The following is a 23,460-nucleotide window of genomic DNA, read 5'->3' on the forward strand; positions in this document are numbered from 1 at the left end:
TCAAAATGTTCTACTAAAAAATCAGGAAGCATAAATTTTAAAAGATCTATAGGAGTCATATCAAATTCTTAGATTGCAAATTTCTGATTTTATTTTGACATTCCTCCCCAGGTTTTGTTCTTGATCCGCAATAACTTCTATTTCAATAAAAATATCACTTCTAAACAAGCCTTTAACTTCTAAAAGTGTACTTGTTGGTGGCGTATCAAGATTGATAAACTGATCTCTGGCTTCTCTATATCCTGCAATTTGAGAAATATCCGAAGTAAAAATTCCCAGTTTTACAATATCATTTAAATTGGCGCCGCACGTTTCTAAGATGTTTTTAATATTTTCGAAAATTTGAATTGTTTGGGTTTTTACATCATTTCCAACTAATTCTCCTTGTTTATTAAACGGAATTTGCCCGGAAAGCATAATCATTTTCTGATTCTCGAACGGAATAACAACTGCTTGGGATAAACCTTTAATATTTAATACTTTTTCTGAATTTTTAAATTTTGACATAATTTCTATAAATTAAATTTTGACAAAGATCTATTACATTCTTTATTTTGATTTTTCTTAAAATGTCATACTTCATGACTATTTGTTTCAATCACAACTTATTTAGCTTTATAAAAAACAAATCAATGGTAAGAAAATTTATACATTCGTAAAAAAAAAATTCATGAACGTTATAAAACAAACAGAAGATCAGGATTCATATCCGGGAACACATATTATTATAACATCTGATAAAATTGGTAAAACAGAAATTTGCCGACAACAACATAAAACTCCATTTCATAAACAGAATTTGTTGAAAGATCATTTTTTGTTATTTGCTGTAGAAGGTTCAAATGAATTGCAGATTGGAAACCAACAATTTTCATTAAAAAAAGGTGAAATGTTATTAATAAAAAAAGCGACTTACGTTGAAATTGTAAAAACCGGAGATCCTTTAAATAATTTCATGTACGAAAGTGTGTCTTTTTCCCTGAAGAAAGATATAATTATCGATTTTATTAAATTGATCGAAATGGACAATTATCAAGAAGCAGGAAATTATGACAAAGCAATTATTCACCCGTATGGAGAACGTTTAAAATCATTTCTCACCTCGCTGAAACCTTATTTTGACGATAACGAAAGTATAAAAACGGGATTATTCAAACTAAAAATATTAGAATTACTTTATGATCTTTCACAAGCAAATCAATCATTTTTGAGTGAGTTAATAAACATCGATCGCAATGAAACAAAAGATTTATTAAAAACCATAGAACAACATTACCTACAACCTTATTCTCTTAAGGAACTTGCCTATATTTCCGGAAGAAGTTTATCGAGTTTCCGCAGGGAATTTGAATCTTTGTTTCATACAAAACCTGCAAAATGGATTCAGGAAAAGCGATTAAATAAAGCAAAGGAATTGTTTCTTACCACTCAATTAAAAATTGCTGATGTTTGTGACGAAGTTGGATATGAAAACGTTTCACATTTTTCGCGCTTGTTTAAAAGTCATTTTGGATACAATCCAAGTGAAACTAAAAGCAAACAATTTAAAACTATCGTAGAATAATAAACTCCCTTTCAAAATTCAGTTTCTATTACTACTTATACCCGTTGGGTGTATTAAAAAAAACATATATTTCGACGCAGATTTGACGGATTCGTTATCACGAAGACACAGATTTACACGGATCTTTTTTAAATTCTATATAAAAATCTGCGTAAATCTGCGTTTTTGCAAAGCAAATCTGTTTTATCCGCGTTCTAATTTATAGAGTTTGTATTTTTAACTTAATTGCACCCAACGGGTTACTTGTATGAAAAATTGTATTTTTGTTTTATACATTTCAGTAATGCAGTTTATTACATGATCCAACATTAACTTTTATTGGTATCGTAAAAAATTACGTTTGTATTTTACCTTTTCATCAATATATTATTTGTAATTATTATCTTTGAGCTATGAGCACATTAACAAAACCAAGTCATATAGGACGAAAAATTAGCCGGATTCGTGAACTGAAAGACATGAAACAAGAAGCATTGGCTGAAGCTTTAGGATTATCACAACAATCTATTTCTAATTTAGAAAACAGCGAAACAATTGACGAAGATAAACTTATACAAATAGCAAAAATTCTGGGCGTAACGGTTGAAGCAATCAAAAATTTCTCTGAAGAAAATATGATTAACTATTTCAATACTTTCACTGATAATGATTTCAGCAACAGTCAAGGTGCTAATTTTGGACATGTCAATGCATGTACATTTAATCCGCTTGATAAATTAATTGAATCTCAGGAGGAAATTAAAAAACTTTATGAACGTTTATTGCAAGCCGAGAAAGATAAAATCGAGTATTTAGAAAATATAATAAAGACGAAATAATCTTTATAAAAACATACAATTAAGTTAAAAGAGGTTCGAAAGAGCTTCTTTTTTTTTGGTTTAAAACCAAAGATTTTTAGCACTCAACAAACTAAAAATATGTCCTTATATAACATAAAAATATCTTTTATGATCTTCTGGATTTCCTGCGAATAGTTCTCTTTGCGCAAAATTTAGAAATCTTAAAATGAAAAAACTATTACTGTATATTCTCTTTTTAATCGCCATATCAGCAAATGCGCAACAAAATTCAACATCAACAATTGAAGAAATTAAAATTGAGAAGTTGAAACCCTACAAAGAAAACGTTCATGCGTCGTATTATCACGATAAATTTACCGGAAGAAAAACGGCAAGCGGCATAAAATTCGACAACAATAAATTGACCGCAGCGCATAAAAAACTTCCATTTGGTACGATGCTAAAAATCACCAACAAAATCAATCAAAAATCTGTAATTGTAAAAGTAAATGACAGAGGTCCGTTTATAAACGGACGAGAAATTGACCTGTCTAAAAAAGCATTTATGGATATTACTTCAAACAAAAAAAGTGGCGGAATGATTGTAACAATTGAGATTCTTGAAAATTAAAAATAATCTTAAACGCTTCTAAAAACCCAATAAAAATTACATATAAATCTTAAAACATCACGAAATATTCTATTTATTTTAAAACGGTTTCCATTTTGGCTTCTTTTTAAGCAAAAAAAACTTACCGCATTAAAATGTTATTATATTTACCACTTATAACACAATACTTATTTGTTTATGGAAGGTTTTCTTTTAGCTGCGTTATTTGGTTTTTTAATCTATATTTCTAATAAAATCAAAGGTCGTTTTGATCATCTTGAAAATGATATTCAAAAACTGAGTAAAAAACTAGATCTTTTAAAGGCAACAGAAAAACCTGTTGAAACTATTCCGGTTGCTCCTATTTCTGCTATTAAAAAAGATGAATTTAAAATAGCTGCCGATCAATCAAACGATGCCACTTTTGAACCTGCCAACTCAGAAATTGCAGCACAAGTTATTGATAAAAAAATCACAGACGAACAATTAGAAAAAATTGCATTATCGGCTAATATTGAAAACATAGGAAAACCTGCAGAAATTAAACCCGAAAAACCACTTTTTCCTATTGAGTTGCAAGTTGCTCCCACACGCAAGGAAGTTGTCAGAAAACCTGTTGAACCGCAAAAATCATTCTGGGAAAATTTCAAAGAACAAAATCCTGATTTAGAAAAATTCATTGGCGAAAACTTAATCAATAAAATTGGCGTTTTAATTCTGGTTTTAGGAATAAGTTATTTTGTAAAATATGCCATCGACAAAGACTGGATCAACGAACCTGCACGTGTAGGAATTGGGGTTTTATGTGGCGTTCTGGTTATGGGAATTGCTCATAAATTACGTAAAAATTACGCTGCGTTCAGTTCGGTTATTGTCGCAGGCGCCATTGCTATCTTCTATTTTACAATAGGCATTGCGTTTCACGATTATCATTTATTCAATCAAACCGTCGCCTTTAGTATAATGGTGATTATTACGGCTTTTAGTGCTTTAATATCATTATCCTACGACCGACTCGAATTAGCAGTTCTATCCTTAATAGGCGGCTTTGCAGTTCCGTTTATGGTGAGTACCGGCGAAGGAAATTATGTCGTGCTGTTTACATATATCATTATTTTAAACATCGGAATTTTGGCTTTAGCCTATTATAAAAAATGGAATCTCGTTAATATTCTCGCCTATATATTTACGGTACTTTTATATGGCGCGTGGTTGTCTAAAGAATTAAGTTCAGACAAACCTCATTATTTAGGAGCGTTAATTTTTGGTTTTGCCTTTTATTTTATTTTCATTTTAATGAATATTATAAACAACATTCGATCAAAAGGAGAATTTTCTAAAACTCAGCTTACCATTTTAGCCAGTAATACATTCTTATTTTACGGCGCAGGAATGGCAATTTTAAGTCATTATCATCCGGAATTAAAGGGTTTATTCACGACAGTTCTTGCCGTTTTAAATTTAATTTATGCCTGGATTTTATACAAAAAATTCGACCTCGATCAAAAAGCCGCTTATTTATTAATTGGCTTGACATTGACATTTATAACATTGGCAATTCCTATTCAGTTTGAAGGAAATTATATTACTTTATTCTGGGCTGCCGAAGCTGTTTTGTTATTATGGCTTTCGCAAAAATCAAAAATTTCAAGTTATCGATTCGGTTCTTTAGCCGTTCATATTTTAATGATTTTCAGTCTTATAATGGATTGGAACAAATATTACAAAGGCACTTTACCGCTCAATATTATTATTAATCCAATATTTATTACGGGACTTTTTGCTTCGTTTTCCTTATTTTCAGTTTGGTATTTATTAAAAAGTGAATCCGAAGATACAACTGAAAACCCGACTTCATTTAATGTTGTATTTGATACTAAAAAATACAAAGAATGCCTTTTAGGAACTGGATTTTTAATAACTTATTTAACAGGTTTATTTGAAGTTATATTTCAATCAAGCAGTCATATTCAAAGTATTTACAGCTCGATTTCGTTACCAATATTATATCATTTAATATTTTCGGTCGTATTTTCAACTTTCATGATTAGAAAAAAAACCGAATCAGGATATCAGGCTGCAACATTAATTATTATTGCAAATATTGTTTTGTTTGCCTTTTGGTTGTCGAATTATCCATTTTTCGAACACGAAGAAATTATCAGCTCCGGAACCGGAAAATCAATCGCATTTTATATCCATTACATTTCATTGTTTATCACGATTTACACAGGATATCAATTGTTTTTAATAAGCAGGAAATTCAATTTTTCATTTTTTAAAAGTCCTTATTTTATGTGGATTGCTGCTTTTTTCATTATTTATATCGCCAGTTCAGAAGTTATGCTTCACGGACTTGTGTTGATGAATTCTCCGGTTACGCCTCAGGACATACAAACAAGCCCAATGTTTGCCAGTTATAAATCAAACTTACCGTATTTACGTGATTTTATTGCTGATGATTTTATCGGATTGGCAAGAACAAAAATCATCAAAACAGGATTTCCGGTTCTTTGGGGAATTCTTGCTTTTGTATTTTTAATTATCGGAATAAAAAAACAATACAAATCACTTCGAATTATCGCTTTGACTTTACTTGGATTAACCATTTTAAAATTATTTTTATACGATATCAGCAATATTTCCGAAACCGGAAAAATCATATCGTTTATACTTTTAGGAATCTTAATTTTGATCATATCATTTGTATATCAAAAAATCAAAGTCTTAGTTATTGATGAAAACAAGCCACAGGAAAACAATGAAACTAAATAAATTTATACTCTTATTATTTATTGCAAACCTTTCGTTTGGGCAATATCAAACGACCGGAAAATTAAAAAAGGTTACAGAAAATGGTTTTCATGAAATCATTTTGTCGCCGGAAATTAGGTCATATTCTAAACAGGATTTGAGCGATATTAGAATTTTTGATTCGAAAGGAAATGAGATTCCGTATTTTATTCAAAGTGACAATACGGTTTCATCGAATACTTTTGAGGAATATAAAATTGCTTCAAAAACGGTTTTACCAAAGAAAAGTACTTCGATTATTATTGCTATTCCACCAAATAAAGCTAACAATCAGCTTTCTCTTTTTATTGCTAATTCTAACGTCGAAAAAAAGTATTCGATTTCCGGAAGTGACGATCAAAAAGAATGGTTCGGAATCTCTGATGCGCAATATTTATCTGATTTAAACAGCTCGACGGAAACAAGCGTTGTGAAGAATATTTCTTATCCGTTAAGCACTTATCATTATTTAAGAATTGATTTTGATGATCGAAAAACGCTTCCGATAAACATTTTGAAAATTGGAAATTTCACCACACAATTACCCAGAAGTTTAGTTCAGGAAACTGTTCCTAAAAAATCGGTAACAACCGAAATTCCTTCAGAAAAAGAAACTCAAATCCATGTTCTTTTTGATGCGCCGCAAGTCATCAATCAAATTACTTTTGACGTTTTAAAACCAACTTATTATAATCGAAGAGCTATTTTATACAAAAAAGTAAAACGAGATGTAAAAAGGAAATCACAAATATTTGATGAACAAATCATTTCTTTTGAACTGAATTCGAACACAAAAAACATATTTACAATTCCTGAAATATTCGAAAAGGAGTTTTATATAAAAATTGAAAATCATGACAATCAGCCTTTGTCACTTTCAAAAATAAAATACGATCAAAAATTAATTTCTGTAATTGCAGATTTAAATACAAACGAAAGTTATATCCTGAAAACAGGCAATAAAAACCTGACGGAACCGGAATATGATCTTTCGAATTTTAAAAATAAAATTGCCGCTATTTTGCCGCAAACCTACGTGTATGATATTGAGCAAAGAACGAATGCGAAAAGTGACATTCAAAGTAAATCATTTTGGCAACAACCCTGGTTTATGTGGATTTGCATAATCCTTGGCGGAATTACAATTCTATTTTTTACGGCGAGCTTAGTAAAAGATTTAAAAAGAAAGAATTAAAAAACAGAAATCAATTTTAACATTTCAGTCTTTTTTAAGATTTAAACTTAAGATTGGTTCTTTTATACTAAAAACAAGAAAAAAATACTACAGGTTTTTGTTGCTATTTTTGATTAAGTGAGAAATAAAATCCCGCAAAACAAGCGCTATACAACGGTTAATGGAAGTTTCTTAAATGTTAACAAAATAGATTTTCAGAAACCATAAATAATTGTATTTTTACGGTTCAAAATTCAGAAAATAAATGGGCAAAATCATTGCGATTGCTAATCAAAAAGGAGGCGTTGGAAAAACTACTACATCAGTAAATCTTGCTGCCTCATTGGGTGTTTTAGAAAAAAAAGTATTATTGATTGACGCTGATCCTCAAGCAAATGCTACATCTGGTCTTGGGATTGATGTAGAATCTGTTGAAATAGGCACCTACCAGATACTTGAACATAGTAATACTCCCAAAGAAACCATTATTAAATGTTCGGCTGTAAATGTTGACGTTATTCCTGCGCACATTGACCTTGTTGCCATCGAAATCGAATTGGTCGATAAAGAAAACAGAGAATACATGCTTAAAAAAGCATTAGAAAGTGTAAAAGACGAATATGATTATATCATTATTGACTGCGCGCCTTCATTAGGTTTATTAACCTTAAATGCCTTAACAGCAGCAGATTCAGTAGTTATTCCTATTCAATGTGAATATTTTGCACTTGAAGGATTAGGAAAATTATTGAACACTATAAAAAGTATTCAAAAAATACATAATCCGGATCTTGATATTGAAGGTTTGTTACTAACAATGTACGATTCAAGATTACGTTTATCAAATCAGGTTGTTGAAGAGGTTCAAAAACACTTTAACGATATGGTTTTTGATACCGTTATTCAGCGTAATGTAAAATTAAGCGAAGCTCCAAGTTTTGGCGAAAGCATCATTAATTATGACGCAACAAGCAAAGGAGCAGTTAATTACATTAATCTGGCTCAAGAAATTATAAAGAAAAACAGCAAATAGTTTTTATGACAAAAGCAATTAAAAAACAAGCCTTAGGAAGAGGATTATCAGCATTATTAAAAGATCCGGAAAACGACATTACATCAGTAGAAGACAAAAACGCTGATAAGGTTGTTGGAAATATTATTGAGCTTGAAATAAGTGCTATAGAAATAAATCCTTTTCAGCCAAGAAGTAATTTTAATGAAGAATCGTTACGCGAATTAGCCACTTCTATTAAAGAACTTGGTGTGATTCAACCTATTACTGTTCGAAAATTAGAATTTAATAAATACCAGTTAATTTCTGGAGAGCGTCGTTTACGTGCTTCGACTTTAATAGGCCTGACACATGTTCCTGCATACATTCGTATTGCAAATGATAATGAATCACTGGTTATGGCTTTAGTTGAAAATATTCAACGTCATGATTTAGATCCTATTGAGATTGCACTTTCATATCAGCGTTTAATTGACGAAATTCAATTGACCCAGGAACAAATGAGCGAGCGCGTAGGAAAAAAACGTTCTACAATTGCCAATTATTTACGTCTTTTAAAACTGGATCCAATTATTCAAACGGGTATTCGCGATGGTTTTATTAGTATGGGTCACGGTAGAGCAATTATCAATATTGAAGATTTAGACATTCAAACTGATATTTATCAAAAAATAGTGAGCCAGAATTTATCTGTTCGTGAAACAGAAAGTTTGGTAAAAAACTATCACGAAGGCTTAAAACCAAAAGAAGAAGGAAAACCAAAATCAGAATCATCTTTTGTCATTAGAGAAACACAAAAAAACACTTTCAACGACTATTTTGGTGCGAAAGTTGATGTAAAAGTCGCTGGCAACGGAAAAGGAAAAATTACAATTCCGTTTAATTCTGAAGCCGACTTTAATCGAATTATAAAATTAATAAACGGATAGTGAATAAGATTGTCCCCATAAGTCTATTGTTCTTTTTCATAGGAACCGTTTCTCTTTTTGCCCAGGTAAAAAAAGACACGGTTTTGGTCGTTAAAGACACTAGCAAATTACAAGAAATAGACCCGCTTACGCCAGCAAAAGCAGCTTTTTACTCGGCAATACTACCAGGTTTGGGTCAGGCATACAATAAAAAATACTGGAAAATCCCGTTAGTTTACGGAGCAATTGGAACCAGCTTATATTTTTATATCGATAACAATAATAAATACCGCGATTATCGCAGAGCTTACAAACGAAGACTTGAAGGCTACAATGATGATGATTATCAGTTTCTGGACGAAAGCAGACTTGTTGCCGGTCAGAAATTTTATCAGCGAAACAGAGATTTATCTGCTTTGTTTGTGGTGGGTTTTTATGTTTTAAACATTATCGATGCTAATGTTGATGCCGCTTTAATTCAGTTTAACGTAAACGAAAGATTATCAATGCGTCCGGAAATTTATCCTAACGATGTAACTTTTCGACCAAACGTAGGACTAACTTTTAATTACCAATTTTAAATAGCTCTCGTTATTTAAAAATTTAAATATTTACAAAATGAAAATTGCGCTTTTAGGATACGGAAAAATGGGTAAAGTAATTGAACGAATTGCTTTAGAAAGAGGTCATGAAATTGTTTTAAAGAAAGACGAATCCAATACCTTCGACGGACTTTCTACTGCTGATGTTGCAATTGACTTTAGCGTTCCAACGGCAGCAGTAAGCAACATTTCGAATGCTTTTAATAATAATGTACCTGTAGTTTCTGGAACAACAGGATGGTTAGAGCATTATGACGAAATGGCTGCACTTTGCAATGAAAAACAAACTGGTTTTATATCAAGTTCAAATTTTAGTTTAGGAGTTAATATTTTCTTCGAATTAAATGAATATCTGGCGAAGATGATGTCTCAGTTTGACACTTATAAAGTAACGATGGAGGAAATTCATCATACTCAAAAATTAGATGCCCCAAGCGGAACTGCAATTTCTTTAGCAAAAGGCGTTATCGAAAATAGCAATTATGCAAACTGGACTCTTGAGGAAGCTAAAAATAATGAAATTCATATCGAAGCGAAACGAATTGGAGATGTTCCCGGAACTCATACCGTAACTTATGAATCAATTGTTGACAGCATCGAATTAAAACATACTGCTCATAATCGCGAAGGTTTTGCTCTTGGAGCTGTAATTGCTGCTGAATGGCTTGCCGGTAAAAAAGGTATTTACAGCATGAAAGATGTTTTAAACTTAAAATAACAAAATTAAAAGTCCAAGGTTTTAATCAACAACCTGAAACTTGAAACATAAATTAAAAAACTATGACACTATATCTTTGGTTCGTATTTTTCTTAGCCGTACAAATAATTCACTTTCTGGGAACCTGGAAATTGTATAAAGCAGCAGGAAGAAAAAGTTGGGAAGCTGCAATTCCGGTTTACAATTCAATAGTATTAATGAAAATTATCAGTCGACCAACTTGGTGGACGATATTACTTTTCATCCCGATTATCAACCTGATTATGTTTCCTGTTGTTTGGGTAGAAACCTTAAGAACGTTTGGAAAAAAATCTACTTTAGATACTTTATTAGGGATCTTTACTTTCGGATTTTATATCTATTACATCAATTACACGGAGAAATTAGTGTATAATGCAAATAGAGAATTAAGACCGCAAAATAAAACTGCCGATACTATTAGTTCATTACTTTTTGCTGTTATCGTAGCAACTTTAGTACACACTTATGTTGTGCAACCTTACACAATCCCGACTTCATCGCTTGAAAAATCATTATTAATTGGTGACTTTTTATTTGTGAGTAAAGTAAATTACGGTCCCCGCGTACCTATGACAACTGTTGCGTTGCCTATGGTTCACGATACAATTCCGTTTTTAAAAAGAAAATCATATTTAAGCTGGCCGCAATTGCCTTATTTCAGATTGCCGGCTATAGAAAAAATAAAACGAACAGATATCGTTGTTTTTAACTGGCCAGTTGATACAGTTCATTATTTTTATGAGCCAAAAGGAAGACCCGGAGTTATTAAACCTATCGATAAAAAATCGAATTACGTAAAAAGATGTGTTGGTATTCCAGGTGATAGTTTATCTATTGTAGACGGATTTGTTTTTATTAACGGAAAGAAATTAGTTTTACCGGAAAGAGCAAAACCTCAATATACTTATGCAGTAGCTTTAGACGGAAAAACATCTATTGATTTTGAATCCTTGATGAAAGAGTTGGATATTACTGATGGCGCATATATTAAAGATCAGGAAAAAAGAGATACTATTTATTTCAGAGCTTTAACAGAAGCTAGTGCAAACCGCTTAAAAAGCACTCCCGGAATTACTGCTGTAAAAAGAGAAATTGCCAGAGGAAACGACAACTCAATTTTCCCACATATCAACAAATGGAATCAGGATAATTTTGGCCCTATTTATATTCCTCAAGCAGGTAAAACAGTTGCATTAACAAATGAGTCTTTGCCATTTTACAAAGAAATAATCACAAAATACGAAGGGAATACTTTGCAATTAGATGGTTCTCATTTCTTAATCAACGGAAAACAAGCGAACACATACACTTTCAAACAAGACTATTACTGGATGATGGGAGACAATCGTCACAACTCTGAAGATAGTCGTTATTGGGGTTATGTTCCTGCAGATCACATCGTAGGAAAACCGGTTTTTATCTGGATGAGCTGGGACACTAACGGAAAAGGAATTAACAAAATTCGCTGGAACAGAGTTTTCACAACCGTTGATGGTGAAGGACAACCACAATCTTACTTTAAATACTTCCTGTTTATTCTTGCAGCTTATTTTGTTGGAGAATATTTCTGGAAAAAAAGAAAAGAAAATAAAGCTTAGAAAAAACGTCAATTCGTTAAACTGATAAATCGTTTAATCGTGTCTCAAAAAGTACGGTTAAACGATTTACCAATTAAACCAAAATACAAATGAACTCTTTACTACTTCCTACCTATTTTCCGTCGATTAGCCACTTTGCAGTTATGGCTCAATCTGAAAATATTACTTTTGAAATGGAAGATAATTTTCAGAAACAGACGAACAGAAACCGTACTTATATCTATAGTCCAAACGGGATTCAGTTATTAAATATTCCGGTCAAACATTCAAAAGCAGCACATCAAAAAACAAAAGATGTTTTAATAGAGAATGATTTTGACTGGCAAAAACAACACTTTAAATCCTTAGAAGCCGGATATCGAAGTTCGCCTTTTTTTGAGTTTTTTGAAGATGATATTCGTCCTGTTTTCGAAAAAGAATATACCTATCTGATGGATTTAAATATGGAAGTTTTAGATATTACGACAAAGTGTTTAAGAATGAAATTAGACTTTGCAAAAACGACCGAGTATTTTGTTGAAACAGAAAACGTAACTGACTTTAGATTTCTTGCAAACGGAAAAAAAGACCCAAATACATTCGAAAAATATACTCAGGTTTTTGATGACAAACACGGATTTATCAACAATTTAAGTGTTCTGGATTTACTTTTTAATGAAGGTAAATTTGCTATGGATTATTTAAAAAGCCAAAAAATAGTTTAATCTATTTATACTGAATAAAACCTGTAGAGAGAAAAAAAATTATCACAGAGAACGCAAAGTATCTTAAATATGCATAAGTTTAGTAAAAAACAAAGTTCACAAAGCTTTGTGTACTTGGATTGTTTAAACGCACTTAAATCTTAGTGAACTCAGCGAAAACCTTTGCTTTCTCTGCGTTAAAAAACAATTGGGAAATATAAAATTTTAACGTTCTCACATTTAGGATGATTCTTTATACTTTCTAAAAAATTAAAATTTTGGAATTTGGACTTTTAAAAAAACTTTATTCCATCGAAAGTCTTGCCATTATAGGATAGTGATCTGAGTTTTCAAAATCAGAAAAGCTTTCAAATTGTTTGACTTTCATTTTACTGTCGGTAAAAATATAATCAATTCTGGCAGGATAATAACGGAACTTATAAGTTGCTCCAAAACCTTCTCCCGCTTCTTCAAACGCATCTTTTTGTTTTCCTTTTATGCTTCGGTAAACGTAGGAGAACGGACTATTATTCATATCTCCACAAATGATAAAAGGTGTTTTACATTTTTTAATATTCTCCTTAAAAATTTCTGCCTGTTCTTGCTGCTGCCTGAATCCTTTACTAATTCTGCCGTAAATTAGTTGTCCCTTTTCCTGATTTACATTATCGATATTATTAGATATATCACTCACATCAGGTGAAATCTTAATAGACTGCAAGTGCATATTATAGACGCGAATTACATCTTTACCGCGTTTTATATCGGCATAAATAACATTATTATCTGATTTTGGAAAAATAATATTGCCTTCGAAAATAATAGGAAACTTTGAAAAAATTGCCTGACCGGTTTTAATCTGATTTCCATCAATAAAAATATAACGGTGCGGATATACTTTTAAATCGATATTAGCAGAACTTGAGTATTCCTGAATACAAAGAATATCAGGATCTTGTTCATCGATAAACGTTTTTATATTCTCTGGAATATCATCACGATCCAGCCATTTGAAAACATTAAACAGCCGTACATTATAACTCATTATAGAGAAATCTTTTTCGTCTTTGATGTATTCTTTGGCGGAAAATTTATAAAACTTACTAATAAAGGTAATTCCTGTTAACAAAACCAAACCGGATAAAATAAGGCGTTTTTTAAACTGAATTCCCCAGTAAACGAAGAACAACCCGTTCAACACAAAAAAAGCCGGCATAAACAGCGTCAGCACCGATAAAAGCGGAAAGCTTCTAGGTGCTAAGAAAGGCAGAATATAAATACTAAATGTCACAACAGTAAGTACTATATTCAAAAAGAACATTATTTTATTAAACCACGAAAGGTTTTTCATATTTTCTTGCTAAAAGGATTATTTTCCAGCTTTAAATAAAAACTCTTTTTCTTCTTTTGTCAGACAATCATAACCGGACTGGCTAATTTTATCTAAAATTTCATCTATTTGTTGTTGCGTTTTATCTTTCGTAACAATTCTTGATGTAACTTTTTCTGTAGGTTTTTTGTAATTCTTATGAACTTTTGTGAAGGGGGTCGTAGGGGATTTTCTAAAAAGATTGGTAAAGAAATCTAATGTTTTAGATATTACGATACTTAAATCTGTTCCGTTTTGAAGCAATTTTATAAATATAAATCCAAAAAATGCTCCGGCTAAATGTGATATATGTCCGCCAGTATTATCTAAACGGAACTGCATTAAATCAAGAACCAGAATTACTGCTGTAATATGCCAAAGTTTAACATTACCAATAAGTAATAAACGCACATTCATTAATGGCTGATAGGTTGTTACGGCAACTAAAATTGCCATGATTGCAGCCGAAGCTCCAACAATAGATCCTGCAACATTTAAAAAATAAAAACTCAATGAAAAAACAACACCGGAAAAAACAGCACTTAAAATGTACAATCCCAAATATTGTTTTTGAGTAAAAAAGGTCATGAATAAATTGCTGGCAAAATTCAAAACCATCATATTAAACAGTAAATGTAAAAATGTAGCATGAAAAAATGCATAAGTCAAAAATGTCCATGGTTTAAACATAAACACATTTGGATCTGATGATAATGCAAGCCAGTTTGGATACGCAAAACCACCTCCGGAATATTGATAGAAGAATGCTAAAGAAATCAGGAAACAAGCAATGTTCCAATAAATAACACGCATTGCAATACCGCCTAATTTATATTGTAGTTTTAAATCATCAAGAATATTCATAAAAGCTTCTTTTGGTTTTTATTTGCGCTATTAAAATTAGAAATTAATTCCAACGATTACTATTAAACTGATTCTTTTTCCAATACCACATAATTAAAAATCCGGTTAAAGCTCCGCCAACGTGTGCAAAATGAGCAATTCCCGTTCCCCCACTTCCAAACAAAGAGCTTCCTCTAAATCCTAAAAACAAATCAATTGCTAAAATTCCGGGAACAAAATATTTAGCTTTGATAGGAATAGGAATAAACATAAGAGCTAATTCAGCATTAGGAAACATAAATGCAAAAGCAGTTAACAAACCATAAATAGCGCCTGAAGCTCCTACAACTGTACCGATATAAGAATCAGTAAAACTTGCAAATTGCGAAACCGAAACTAAATCCTGCCATCTTGTATCTATTTTACCTTCGCTTAAAAGTTTCAAAATCTCATCTTTTTGATATCCATTAGTCATTAAAACATTCATTGTATCATGAAAAGAGTAATAATTTACTGCTGTATGTAATAATGCCGCTCCCAAACCACATGAAATATAAAAAAATAAAAACTTTTTACCTCCCCAAAAATGTTCTAAGGCAGAACCAAAAGAAACCATCGCAATCATATTGAAAGCAATATGCATAATACCGCCATGCATAAACATATGTGTAATAGGCTGCCACGCTTTGAAACTTGGATTTTCCGGAAAAAACATAGCAAAATATTCATAAGAAACCGGAACTAATTGAGAACCAATAAAAAATATGATATTAATTATCAATAATTGTTTTACTACGGGAGTCATATTCATCATAAGGCAAACTTTTTATCTATATCTTCCACACGCATTGTGATGAAAGTTGGTTTTTGAAAAGGTGAAATATTTGGATCTTTACAAGCAAACAAACCGTTTACCAGATTATCTTGTTCTTTTTCGGTTAAATAAGATCCTGTTTTAACTGCTAAACTTTTCGCCATTGATTTGGCAATAGTATCATTTTGACTGTAACTGCTTGCGGGAATTCCGTCTTGCAAATCGCTTAGTAATTGTTCAATTACCATTGAAACTTCGCTTTCGGTAATATTTACAGGAATTCCGGAAATGACGATATGATCTGTTTGCGCATCTTCAAAAACAAAGCCTGTAGTTTCCAGAGAGGGTTTTAATTCTTCGATTAAGATCATTTCATCTGAAGAATAAAATAAATTCAACGGAAACAACAATTGCTGACTTGAAGCCTGATTTACAGTCATATTCAATAAAAATTGCTCGTATAAAATACGTTGGTGCGCACGTTGCTGATCAACGATTACCATTCCGGATTTTATTGGCGATACAATGTATTTTTTATGAATTTGATACGTTCCCTGACTTGCCTGCTCAATTTCATTATCATTAAACAATGACGAAGTTACTTCTTCCTCATTTTCGAATGTAAAAGGTGAACTTTCTATAGTATCGGTTTCTAAACCTACATATAAACTTTCCCACGTTGCCGTTGGTTCTACTCTTTTATTATATCCCGAATAAGAACCTGAACCCGATCCGGAACTGTAAACAGAACCTGATCCTGAACCTGATTTAGAATAATGCTGATTAGTTTTATCATCCGTAAACGGATTAAAAGTTCCATCAACCTGAATTGTAGGCGTTTCACCTTCTAAATCTTTATAATGATAAGGCGTATCTAAATTAGCATCACGATCAAAATCAAGAACAGGCGACACATTAAATTGCCCTAAACTATGTTTGATCGATGCTCTCAAAATAGCGTATAAAGCTTGTTCATCATCAAACTTAATTTCTGTTTTAGTGGGATGAATGTTGATATCGATTGTATTAGGCGGAACTTGTAGATACAGGAAATAACTTGGTTGCGAACCATCTTTCAAAAGTCCGTCGTAAGCCGCCATTACAGCGTGATGCAAATAACCGCTTTTAATGAAACGATCATTTACAAAAAAGAATTGTTCTCCTCTGTTTTTCTTTGCAAATTCGGGTTTTGAGACAAATCCCTGAATATTGATAATCTCTGTATCTTCGTTAACAGGCACTAATTTTTCATTAGTTTTACCGGACATAATCCCAACAATACGCTGGCGATAACCTGCTGCCGGCAAATTATACATTTCGCTTCCGTTATGATAAAAAGTAAAATGAATGTTGGGGTGCGCCAATGCTACACGCTGAAACTCATCCATAACATGACGAAATTCAACCGTATCTGATTTTAAGAAGTTACGACGCGCCGGAATATTGAAAAATAAATTTTTAACAGCAAATGACGTTCCTTTTGGTAAAACTGCGACTTCCTGCGAAACAAATTTACTTCCTTCAATTATAATATGTGTTCCAAGTTCTTCCTGATCCTGCTTGGTTTTCATTTCCATGTGTGCAATCGCCGCGATAGAAGCCAGTGCTTCACCACGAAAACCTTTTGTGCATAAGGAGAATAAATCTTCCGCCTGACGAATTTTAGAAGTCGCGTGACGTTCAAAACACAAACGCGCATCGGTCACGCTCATTCCTGAACCATTATCGATAACCTGAACTAATGATTTTCCTGCATCTTTAATAATCAATTTAATGTCAGTTGCTTTTGCATCAACAGCATTTTCTAACAGCTCTTTTACAACTGAAGCAGGTCTTTGAACCACTTCTCCAGCGGCAATTTGGTTAGCAACGTGATCAGGAAGTAATTGAATAATACTGGACATTAAGAAAAAAAGGTTTAAAGGTTAAGGTTTAAAATTTTGAAACCAAGAAGCACAAATTTAATGAATTTCTCTTGGCTTTTAGAATAAGTGACATCATAAAAAAAACAAAAAACCTATACTATTTTTACACAGTATAGGTTTTAGCATTTTAAAACAAATGTGTTTTATTCTTTCTCGATCTTTATTAGTGTTTCTTCAATTTGAATTGCTCCAGAAGACAACAAAGGTTGATTAAATGGGTGCGACATTGAAGCTTGCTGGCGAATATATGCCATTTTGATAGCAGCAATTGCAGCTTCAGTTCCTTTGTTTCCGTGAATTCCTCCACTTCTGTCAATGGACTGTTGGATATTATTATCTGTTAAGACACAAAAAATAACCGGAATATCAGTTTGAACATTCAAATCTTTAATTCCCTGTGTTACGCCTTCGCACACAAAATCAAAATGCTTGGTTTGTCCCTGGATTACACATCCAATTACAATAACCGCATCTACATTTTGCGTTTGCAGCATTTTTTTTGCACCATAGATCAGCTCAAAACTTCCGGGAACATTCCAGCGGATAATTTGTCGGGCAGGAACTTCATTATCAATCAATGCTTCAAAAGCACCATTGTAAAGTCCTTCAGTTATAGTTTCATTCCACTCAGAAACAACAATCCCAAATCGAAAGTCTTTCGCATTTGGGATCGTGTTTTTATCGTATTCTGATAAATTTTTATTTTCGGTAGCCATCTGTAATATTTTTGATTTTTGATTTCAGAACTTAGATTCTTAAATACAAATCTACAATCTTAAATCTAAAGTCTAAAATTTTTATTGCGCTAATCCTATCAATGCATCAACAGAAGCTGCTTCAGGAGTTGTATCGTAGTTGTCTTTGATATCTGTTAAATATTTTAAAGCGTCTTCTTTTTGACCTAAAGCCAAAGCAGTTTTACCGGCTTTTAATAAGAAACGAGGTGTTGTAAAATCGTTTTTGTTTGATTCAGCAGCTTTTACATAATAGTCTAAAGCTTCTTTTTGTTGGTTTTTTTGAGAATAAGCATCTCCAATTGCACCTTTTGCCAAAGCACTTAAAATTAAATCATCAGATTTAAAATCACCTAAATACTTAATAGCATCATCAAATTTACCTGTATTTAAATACGCCATTCCAGCATAGTAATTCGCTAAATTTCCAGCATCAGTTCCAGAATATTCGTCAGCAATTTTCACGAATCCAAATTTACCTTCAGAACCATTCAACGCTAATTTATATAATGAATCACTTGCTACGCCATTAGTTGCTTTATCAAAATTTTGTTGAGCAACAAACATTTCTGTTGCAGCTTCGTCTTGTTTAGGAGCTTCAATGAATTTTTGGTAAGCCAAATATCCAATAGTAGCAACTGCAATACCGGCAACTAAACCAATAATGATTTTTTGATTTTTAGCAACCCAATCCTCAGTCCTTGAAGCAGTTTCATCTAATTTAGAAAAAACGTCAGCTGTAGTACTATTTTTTCCATCAAGAATTACTTGTTGTTCTTCATTTACAAGTTCTTCTTTAACTTCCTTTTCCTTTGGTGCCTTATATCCTCTTTTATTGTAAGTAGCCATTTAAATTTAATTTAGTGAACGGCAAAAATAAAATTTTTATTGAAACTAAAGCAAAAAAAAGCAAATTTATATCCATTTTAAAAAAATAATTCACTAAACAGCTTCTTCTTGCTGTTTTACAGCGAAATAATTCGTCCTGAAATTTTCTAAAAACCAAATTATTTGGTAATTTTTGGTAATTTGCATTTGATTATTTTTTACTCATTATTAAGTGGCAAATCTCCCAAAAAGCAATTTTTAGCCACAGATTTCACAGATTCTCACAGATTAAGAATTTATTAAATTAAATTTGCTGAACAAAATCCTTTTTAATCCTTTCATCTGTGGCAGAAAAAAACCTAATCTGCAGGGAAAAGTCATAATTTGGGAACGTTAATTCTTATCATCACAGTTTCAAACAAAAATGCATTTAAATAAAATTTCTTTATTCAATTATAAAAATTTCTCCGAAGCTAGTTTTGATTTCGACCTGAAGATCAATTGCTTTGTGGGCAAAAACGGAATTGGAAAAACCAATGTACTTGACGCAATTTATCATTTAGCTTACGGAAAAAGTTATTTTAATCCGTTAGCGGTACAAAATATCAAACACGGAGAAGAGTTTTTTGTTATTGATGCCGAATTAGAAAAAAACGAAAGAACGGAACAAATTGTCTGCAGTTTAAAAAAAGGACAAAAGAAAATCCTGAAAAGAAACGGAAAAGCATATGATAAGTTTTCAGATCATATTGGGTTTATTCCGTTAGTAATTATTTCTCCGGCAGATCGTGATTTAATTGTTGAAGGAAGCGAAACACGCCGTAAATTCATGGATAGCGTGATTTCGCAATTAGATTCTACCTATTTACATCAGCTTATTCAATATCAAAAAGTAATTGTACAGCGAAATGCGTTGCTTAAATATTTTGCTTTGAATCATGTTTTCGACAATGATACCTTATCTATATATAATGAACAGCTGAATAGTTACGGAAAATCTATTTTTGAAAAACGAAAAGATTTCCTGGAACAATTCATACCTATATTTAATGAACATCACAAAACGATAACTGGGTCTGAAGAAACCGTGCAATTAGTTTATGAAAGTCATTTATTCGAAAAAGATTTATTGACCCTTTTACAAGAAAATATAAATAGAGATCGTGCGCTTCATTATACAAGCGTAGGAATTCATAAAGATGATTTATCATTTGAAATAGATTCACATCCAATAAAAAAATTCGGATCGCAAGGACAGCAGAAATCTTTTTTGATTGCTTTGAAATTAGCTCAATTTGAATTTTTAAAGAAACAAAGCGGTGTAAAACCTCTTTTATTATTTGATGATATTTTTGATAAATTAGATGAAACCCGTGTTTCTAAAATTATCGAAATGGTAAACAGCGAAACTTTCGGACAGCTTTTTATCTCGGATACACATCCGGAACGAACCGAAGCAATTGTGAAATCGACGCATCAGAGTTATAAGATATTTAATTTAGGATAAAGTTTTTTTTAGCCACGAATTTCACGAATTAACGCGAATTATAAACTTGCCACCCAGAATTCAAATAAAAATCCGTTTTTATCCGCGTCTTTGCGAAGCGAATCAGTTTAATTCGTGTTTTATTTTGAGACAAGTAATCACAAAGTAACAAAGTAACCACAAAAATGCGCAGACCACCTATGTCAAAGCTAAGCGTTAAGGCATTATTTATAAATTCGTGCTAATTAGTGAAATTCGTAGCCAAACCAAAACCGAACATATAAAATCAAAAATCATTACTTTAGCAATACCATTTTAAATTCAGAATCATGAAATTCCCCAAAATTTTATTATTAATAATTTCAGTTCTATTCATTTCCTGTAACGACAAGAAATCGAATTCTTTTGAATCAATTGCGCCAAAGGAATTTGCAAAAAAAATTAAAACAACCGAAAAGCCACAAATTTTAGACGTGAGAACTCCCGAAGAATTTGAGTCTGAACATATTGATAATGCCAGAAACGTAAATTGGAATAGTGACGATTTTGCATCAAAAGCAGGATCTTACGACAAATCAAAACCTATTTATGTGTATTGCTTAAGCGGAGGAAGAAGCAAAAAAGCAGCTACAAAACTAACTGAATTAGGTTTTACTACTGTTTATGAACTCGAAGGCGGAATCATGAACTGGAATGAAGAAGGATTTGGAAAACAAGCAACAACCGAAGTTGGAATATCAATGAACGACTTTAATGATTTATTAAATACAGATAAAAAAGTTTTGGTCGATTTTTATGCCGAATGGTGCGGACCTTGCAAACAAATGGAACCGTATATTTTGAAAATGCAAAAGGAAATGACAGACAAAGTTGTCGTTATCAGAATTGATGTTGACAAAAACAAAACGATGGCAACTCAACTTAAAATTGATCAGCTTCCAACTTTGGTTTTATACGAAAACAAAGCGGTTCAGTGGAAAAATACGGGACTTATCAGCGAAAAAGATTTAAAAAAACAACTGCAATAAATACAGAGATATGCTTACCAAAGAATCATTGCAATTTATAGACGACTTAAAAAAGAACAACAATAGAGATTGGTTTCAGGACAATAAAAAACGATATGAGATTTTCAAAAAAGATTATCATCAATTAGTGGGTGATTTTCTGGATGCTATGAAACCGCTTGATGCTTCATTAGAATTACTGGAAATTAAAAACTGTACTTTCAGAATCAATCGTGATATTCGGTTTTCAAAAGATAAATCTCCTTACAAAGCACATTTAGGCGTTTGGCTGTCGTCTGGTGCAAAAGGTCAAAACCGTTCCGGATATTATGTACATATTGAAAAAGGCGCCAGTTTTATTGCGGGCGGATTTTATTCTCCGGATCCTGACCAATTAAAAAAAGTCAGAAAAGAAATTGCTTTCTTTCATGATGATTTAGAAGTTATCTTAAAAGATAAAAACTTCAAAAAGGAATTTGGAAATTTAGATATCGACGAAAATAATTCGCTTAAAAATCCGCCAAGAGGTTATGAGAAAGACCATCCTGCAATTGAGTTTTTAAAATTGAAAAGTTTCACGACAACTCAGAAATTTGATATTTCTGAAGTCACTCAAAAAGATTTTGTCGCAAAAATGAGCAAGAAGTTAATCGCTTTAAAACCATTAAACGAATTCATTAATCGCGCTTTAGAAACAGAGGAATTTTAAAAATTTAACCACAAATTACGCAAATTCACACAAATTTATTTAGAAAAACTAAACAGTCTAAAACTTTCAATTACAATTTCCAAAAATGCAATTTGTGCTAATTTGTGAAATTTGTGGTAAAAATCAAATCCCAAATGACTAAAAAGAAAATACTTTTTCTTGGAGAATCGTACCGTACCGACGCTATTACATGGATGAATGGTTTGAAAGAATTTGGAGATTTTGAAATTTGCACTTGGGAACTTCAAACACCAAACAATACAAAACTCAACAGGTTCAAGCGCATTTTAGAATACGCCTTCTCTCCTATTTCTATTCGGAAAACAATTCGTGAGCAAAAACCCGATATGATTATTGCCGAAAGAACCACGAGTTATGGTTTTCTCGCTGCAATTTCAGGAATGCATCCTATTGCAATTGCACAACAAGGCCGAACTGATTTATGGCCAGATGGCTCTGTTTTATTGCCTTTCAAGAAAATAATTCAGAAACACGCGTTCAAAAAAGCCGATTTAATTCATGCCTGGGGACCTGTTATGACCATTTCGATGAAAGCAGTTGGCGTTGACATGAATAAAGTTTTGGTTATCCCGAAAGGAATTGACCTAACGCTTTTTTCTCCTTCAATTAATAATTCGAATAAAATTGAGGCGATTGTAACGCGTTCTTTACAATCCGAATATCGTCATGATTCTATTTTGAAAGCTTTTGCAATTCTACATCAAAAAGAAATTGATTTCTCTCTGACAATTGTTGGCGATGGAACCCGTTTACAATCCTTAAAAGATTTAGCCGCAGCTTTACAAATTGAAAACAAAGTAATTTTTACAGGCAGAATTCCAAATACAGAACTTCCTAAATTATTACAGCAATCTAATATTTATATCAGTATGCCAATTACCGAAGGCGTTTCGGCTTCGTTATTTGAGGCAATGGCTTGTAATTGTTATCCGGTAGTTTCTGATATTCCCGGAAATCAAAGTTGGATCAAACATCGCGAAAACGGACAATTAATTGAAATTGATAATATCGAAATGCTTGCCGAAGAATTGATCTGGTCTTTTGAAAATACTGAATCCCGAAATAATGCAATTCTTCAAAACAGAAAATTTGTTGAAGAAAATGCTAATTACGATATCAATATGAAGATTATTGCCGATAAATATCACGAGTTATTGGATTTGAGCGAAAATTAACCACAGAGTGCACCAAGATTTTATAAATAGAAAAACACAGAGTTCGCAAAGCTTTATCAACACAAAGCTTTGCGAACTTTGAGTTTT

General features: G+C 32.1%; 22 protein-coding genes. 15 read left to right on the forward strand and 7 right to left on the reverse strand.

The features are described from left to right. Positions 1 to 60 precede the first annotated feature (60 nt). Positions 61 to 507 (reverse strand): RidA family protein, encoded by a 447-nt coding sequence (locus KHA90_RS22140; RefSeq protein WP_213306782.1) that lies wholly within the window; start codon positions 505 to 507, stop codon positions 61 to 63. 163 nt (positions 508 to 670) lie between these two features. Between KHA90_RS22140 and KHA90_RS22145 the strand changes: the two genes are divergently transcribed. From KHA90_RS22145 to KHA90_RS22195, 11 genes are all read left to right on the forward strand, one after another. Then, entirely contained in the window at positions 671 to 1,564 is an 894-nt protein-coding gene (locus KHA90_RS22145) for a helix-turn-helix domain-containing protein (protein ID WP_213306785.1), read from the forward strand. Between the two features lie 392 nt (positions 1,565 to 1,956). Beyond that, positions 1,957 to 2,382 carry a helix-turn-helix domain-containing protein gene (locus KHA90_RS22150; protein ID WP_213306788.1) on the forward strand — a complete coding sequence of 142 codons (426 nt, stop codon included), beginning with the start codon at positions 1,957 to 1,959 and terminating at the stop codon, positions 2,380 to 2,382. Between the two features lie 187 nt (positions 2,383 to 2,569). Beyond that, complete coding sequence (locus KHA90_RS22155; RefSeq protein WP_213306792.1) at positions 2,570 to 2,974, forward strand: septal ring lytic transglycosylase RlpA family protein; 405 nt, start codon at positions 2,570 to 2,572, stop codon at positions 2,972 to 2,974. Between the two features lie 177 nt (positions 2,975 to 3,151). Beyond that, the gene (locus KHA90_RS22160) at positions 3,152 to 5,728 is read left to right on the forward strand and encodes a DUF2339 domain-containing protein (protein ID WP_213306795.1); all 2,577 of its coding nucleotides are present in this window, start codon (positions 3,152 to 3,154) and stop codon (positions 5,726 to 5,728) included. Next, positions 5,715 to 6,941, forward strand: a complete 1,227-nt coding sequence (locus KHA90_RS22165) for a hypothetical protein (protein ID WP_213306799.1) — start codon at positions 5,715 to 5,717, stop codon at positions 6,939 to 6,941. Before KHA90_RS22160 ends, KHA90_RS22165 begins: the two co-directional genes overlap by 14 nt. 244 nt (positions 6,942 to 7,185) lie before the next feature. Continuing rightward, positions 7,186 to 7,953, forward strand: a complete 768-nt coding sequence (locus tag KHA90_RS22170; protein ID WP_213306802.1) for a ParA family protein — start codon at positions 7,186 to 7,188, stop codon at positions 7,951 to 7,953. A 5-nt stretch (positions 7,954 to 7,958) separates the two neighbouring features. After that, positions 7,959 to 8,861, forward strand: coding sequence for a ParB/RepB/Spo0J family partition protein (locus KHA90_RS22175; RefSeq protein WP_213306805.1), 903 nt, complete (start codon positions 7,959 to 7,961; stop codon positions 8,859 to 8,861). Further along, positions 8,861 to 9,421 carry a DUF5683 domain-containing protein gene (locus tag KHA90_RS22180; RefSeq protein ID WP_213306808.1) on the forward strand — a complete coding sequence of 187 codons (561 nt, stop codon included), beginning with the start codon at positions 8,861 to 8,863 and terminating at the stop codon, positions 9,419 to 9,421. Before KHA90_RS22175 ends, KHA90_RS22180 begins: the two co-directional genes overlap by 1 nt. Positions 9,422 to 9,458: 37 nt before the next feature. After that, complete coding sequence (gene dapB / locus KHA90_RS22185) at positions 9,459 to 10,160, forward strand: 4-hydroxy-tetrahydrodipicolinate reductase (RefSeq protein WP_213306811.1); 702 nt, start codon at positions 9,459 to 9,461, stop codon at positions 10,158 to 10,160. A 62-nt stretch (positions 10,161 to 10,222) separates the two neighbouring features. Then, positions 10,223 to 11,779, forward strand: coding sequence for a signal peptidase I (gene lepB / locus KHA90_RS22190; protein ID WP_213306814.1), 1,557 nt, complete (start codon positions 10,223 to 10,225; stop codon positions 11,777 to 11,779). A gap of 89 nt (positions 11,780 to 11,868) precedes the next feature. Further along, positions 11,869 to 12,483 (forward strand): WbqC family protein, encoded by a 615-nt coding sequence (locus KHA90_RS22195; protein ID WP_213306817.1) that lies wholly within the window; start codon positions 11,869 to 11,871, stop codon positions 12,481 to 12,483. A 283-nt stretch (positions 12,484 to 12,766) separates the two neighbouring features. On the opposite strand, the gene KHA90_RS22200 is transcribed toward KHA90_RS22195, so the two are convergent. The 6 genes from KHA90_RS22200 to KHA90_RS22225 all read right to left on the reverse strand — a co-directional run bounded on the left by KHA90_RS22200 (position 12,767) and on the right by KHA90_RS22225 (position 18,996). Then, positions 12,767 to 13,783, reverse strand: coding sequence for an endonuclease/exonuclease/phosphatase family protein (locus tag KHA90_RS22200; protein WP_244860532.1), 1,017 nt, complete (start codon positions 13,781 to 13,783; stop codon positions 12,767 to 12,769). Positions 13,784 to 13,831: 48 nt separating this feature from the next. Next, positions 13,832 to 14,695, reverse strand: a complete 864-nt coding sequence (locus KHA90_RS22205; protein WP_213306823.1) for a rhomboid family intramembrane serine protease — start codon at positions 14,693 to 14,695, stop codon at positions 13,832 to 13,834. A 43-nt stretch (positions 14,696 to 14,738) separates the two neighbouring features. Further along, positions 14,739 to 15,488 (reverse strand): rhomboid family intramembrane serine protease, encoded by a 750-nt coding sequence (locus KHA90_RS22210; RefSeq protein WP_213306826.1) that lies wholly within the window; start codon positions 15,486 to 15,488, stop codon positions 14,739 to 14,741. Beyond that, on the reverse strand, positions 15,485 to 17,392 hold the full coding sequence (mutL, locus tag KHA90_RS22215; protein ID WP_213306829.1) for a DNA mismatch repair endonuclease MutL: 1,908 nt from the start codon (positions 17,390 to 17,392) through the stop codon (positions 15,485 to 15,487). The genes KHA90_RS22210 and mutL overlap by 4 nt, the downstream gene beginning before the upstream one ends. Before the next feature lie 164 nt (positions 17,393 to 17,556). Beyond that, positions 17,557 to 18,129, reverse strand: a complete 573-nt coding sequence (gene ribH, locus KHA90_RS22220) for a 6,7-dimethyl-8-ribityllumazine synthase (protein WP_213306832.1) — start codon at positions 18,127 to 18,129, stop codon at positions 17,557 to 17,559. 81 nt (positions 18,130 to 18,210) lie between these two features. Continuing rightward, on the reverse strand, positions 18,211 to 18,996 hold the full coding sequence (locus KHA90_RS22225; RefSeq protein WP_213306835.1) for a tetratricopeptide repeat protein: 786 nt from the start codon (positions 18,994 to 18,996) through the stop codon (positions 18,211 to 18,213). A gap of 403 nt (positions 18,997 to 19,399) precedes the next feature. Between KHA90_RS22225 and recF the strand changes: the two genes are divergently transcribed. The 4 genes from recF (at position 19,400) to KHA90_RS22245 (ending at position 23,373) form a co-directional block, all read left to right on the forward strand. Beyond that, positions 19,400 to 20,482 carry a DNA replication/repair protein RecF gene (gene recF, locus KHA90_RS22230; RefSeq protein WP_213306838.1) on the forward strand — a complete coding sequence of 361 codons (1,083 nt, stop codon included), beginning with the start codon at positions 19,400 to 19,402 and terminating at the stop codon, positions 20,480 to 20,482. 308 nt (positions 20,483 to 20,790) lie between these two features. Beyond that, positions 20,791 to 21,489, forward strand: a complete 699-nt coding sequence (locus KHA90_RS22235; protein WP_213306841.1) for a thioredoxin domain-containing protein — start codon at positions 20,791 to 20,793, stop codon at positions 21,487 to 21,489. A 10-nt stretch (positions 21,490 to 21,499) separates the two neighbouring features. Beyond that, on the forward strand, positions 21,500 to 22,177 hold the full coding sequence (locus tag KHA90_RS22240) for a DUF2461 domain-containing protein (protein WP_213306844.1): 678 nt from the start codon (positions 21,500 to 21,502) through the stop codon (positions 22,175 to 22,177). Between the two features lie 134 nt (positions 22,178 to 22,311). Further along, positions 22,312 to 23,373, forward strand: a complete 1,062-nt coding sequence (locus tag KHA90_RS22245; protein ID WP_213306847.1) for a glycosyltransferase — start codon at positions 22,312 to 22,314, stop codon at positions 23,371 to 23,373. Positions 23,374 to 23,460 lie beyond the last annotated feature (87 nt).

Origin of the sequence: Flavobacterium psychroterrae (assembly GCF_018380615.1) — a bacterium.
GTDB classification, from domain to species: Bacteria; Bacteroidota; Bacteroidia; order Flavobacteriales; family Flavobacteriaceae; genus Flavobacterium; species Flavobacterium psychroterrae.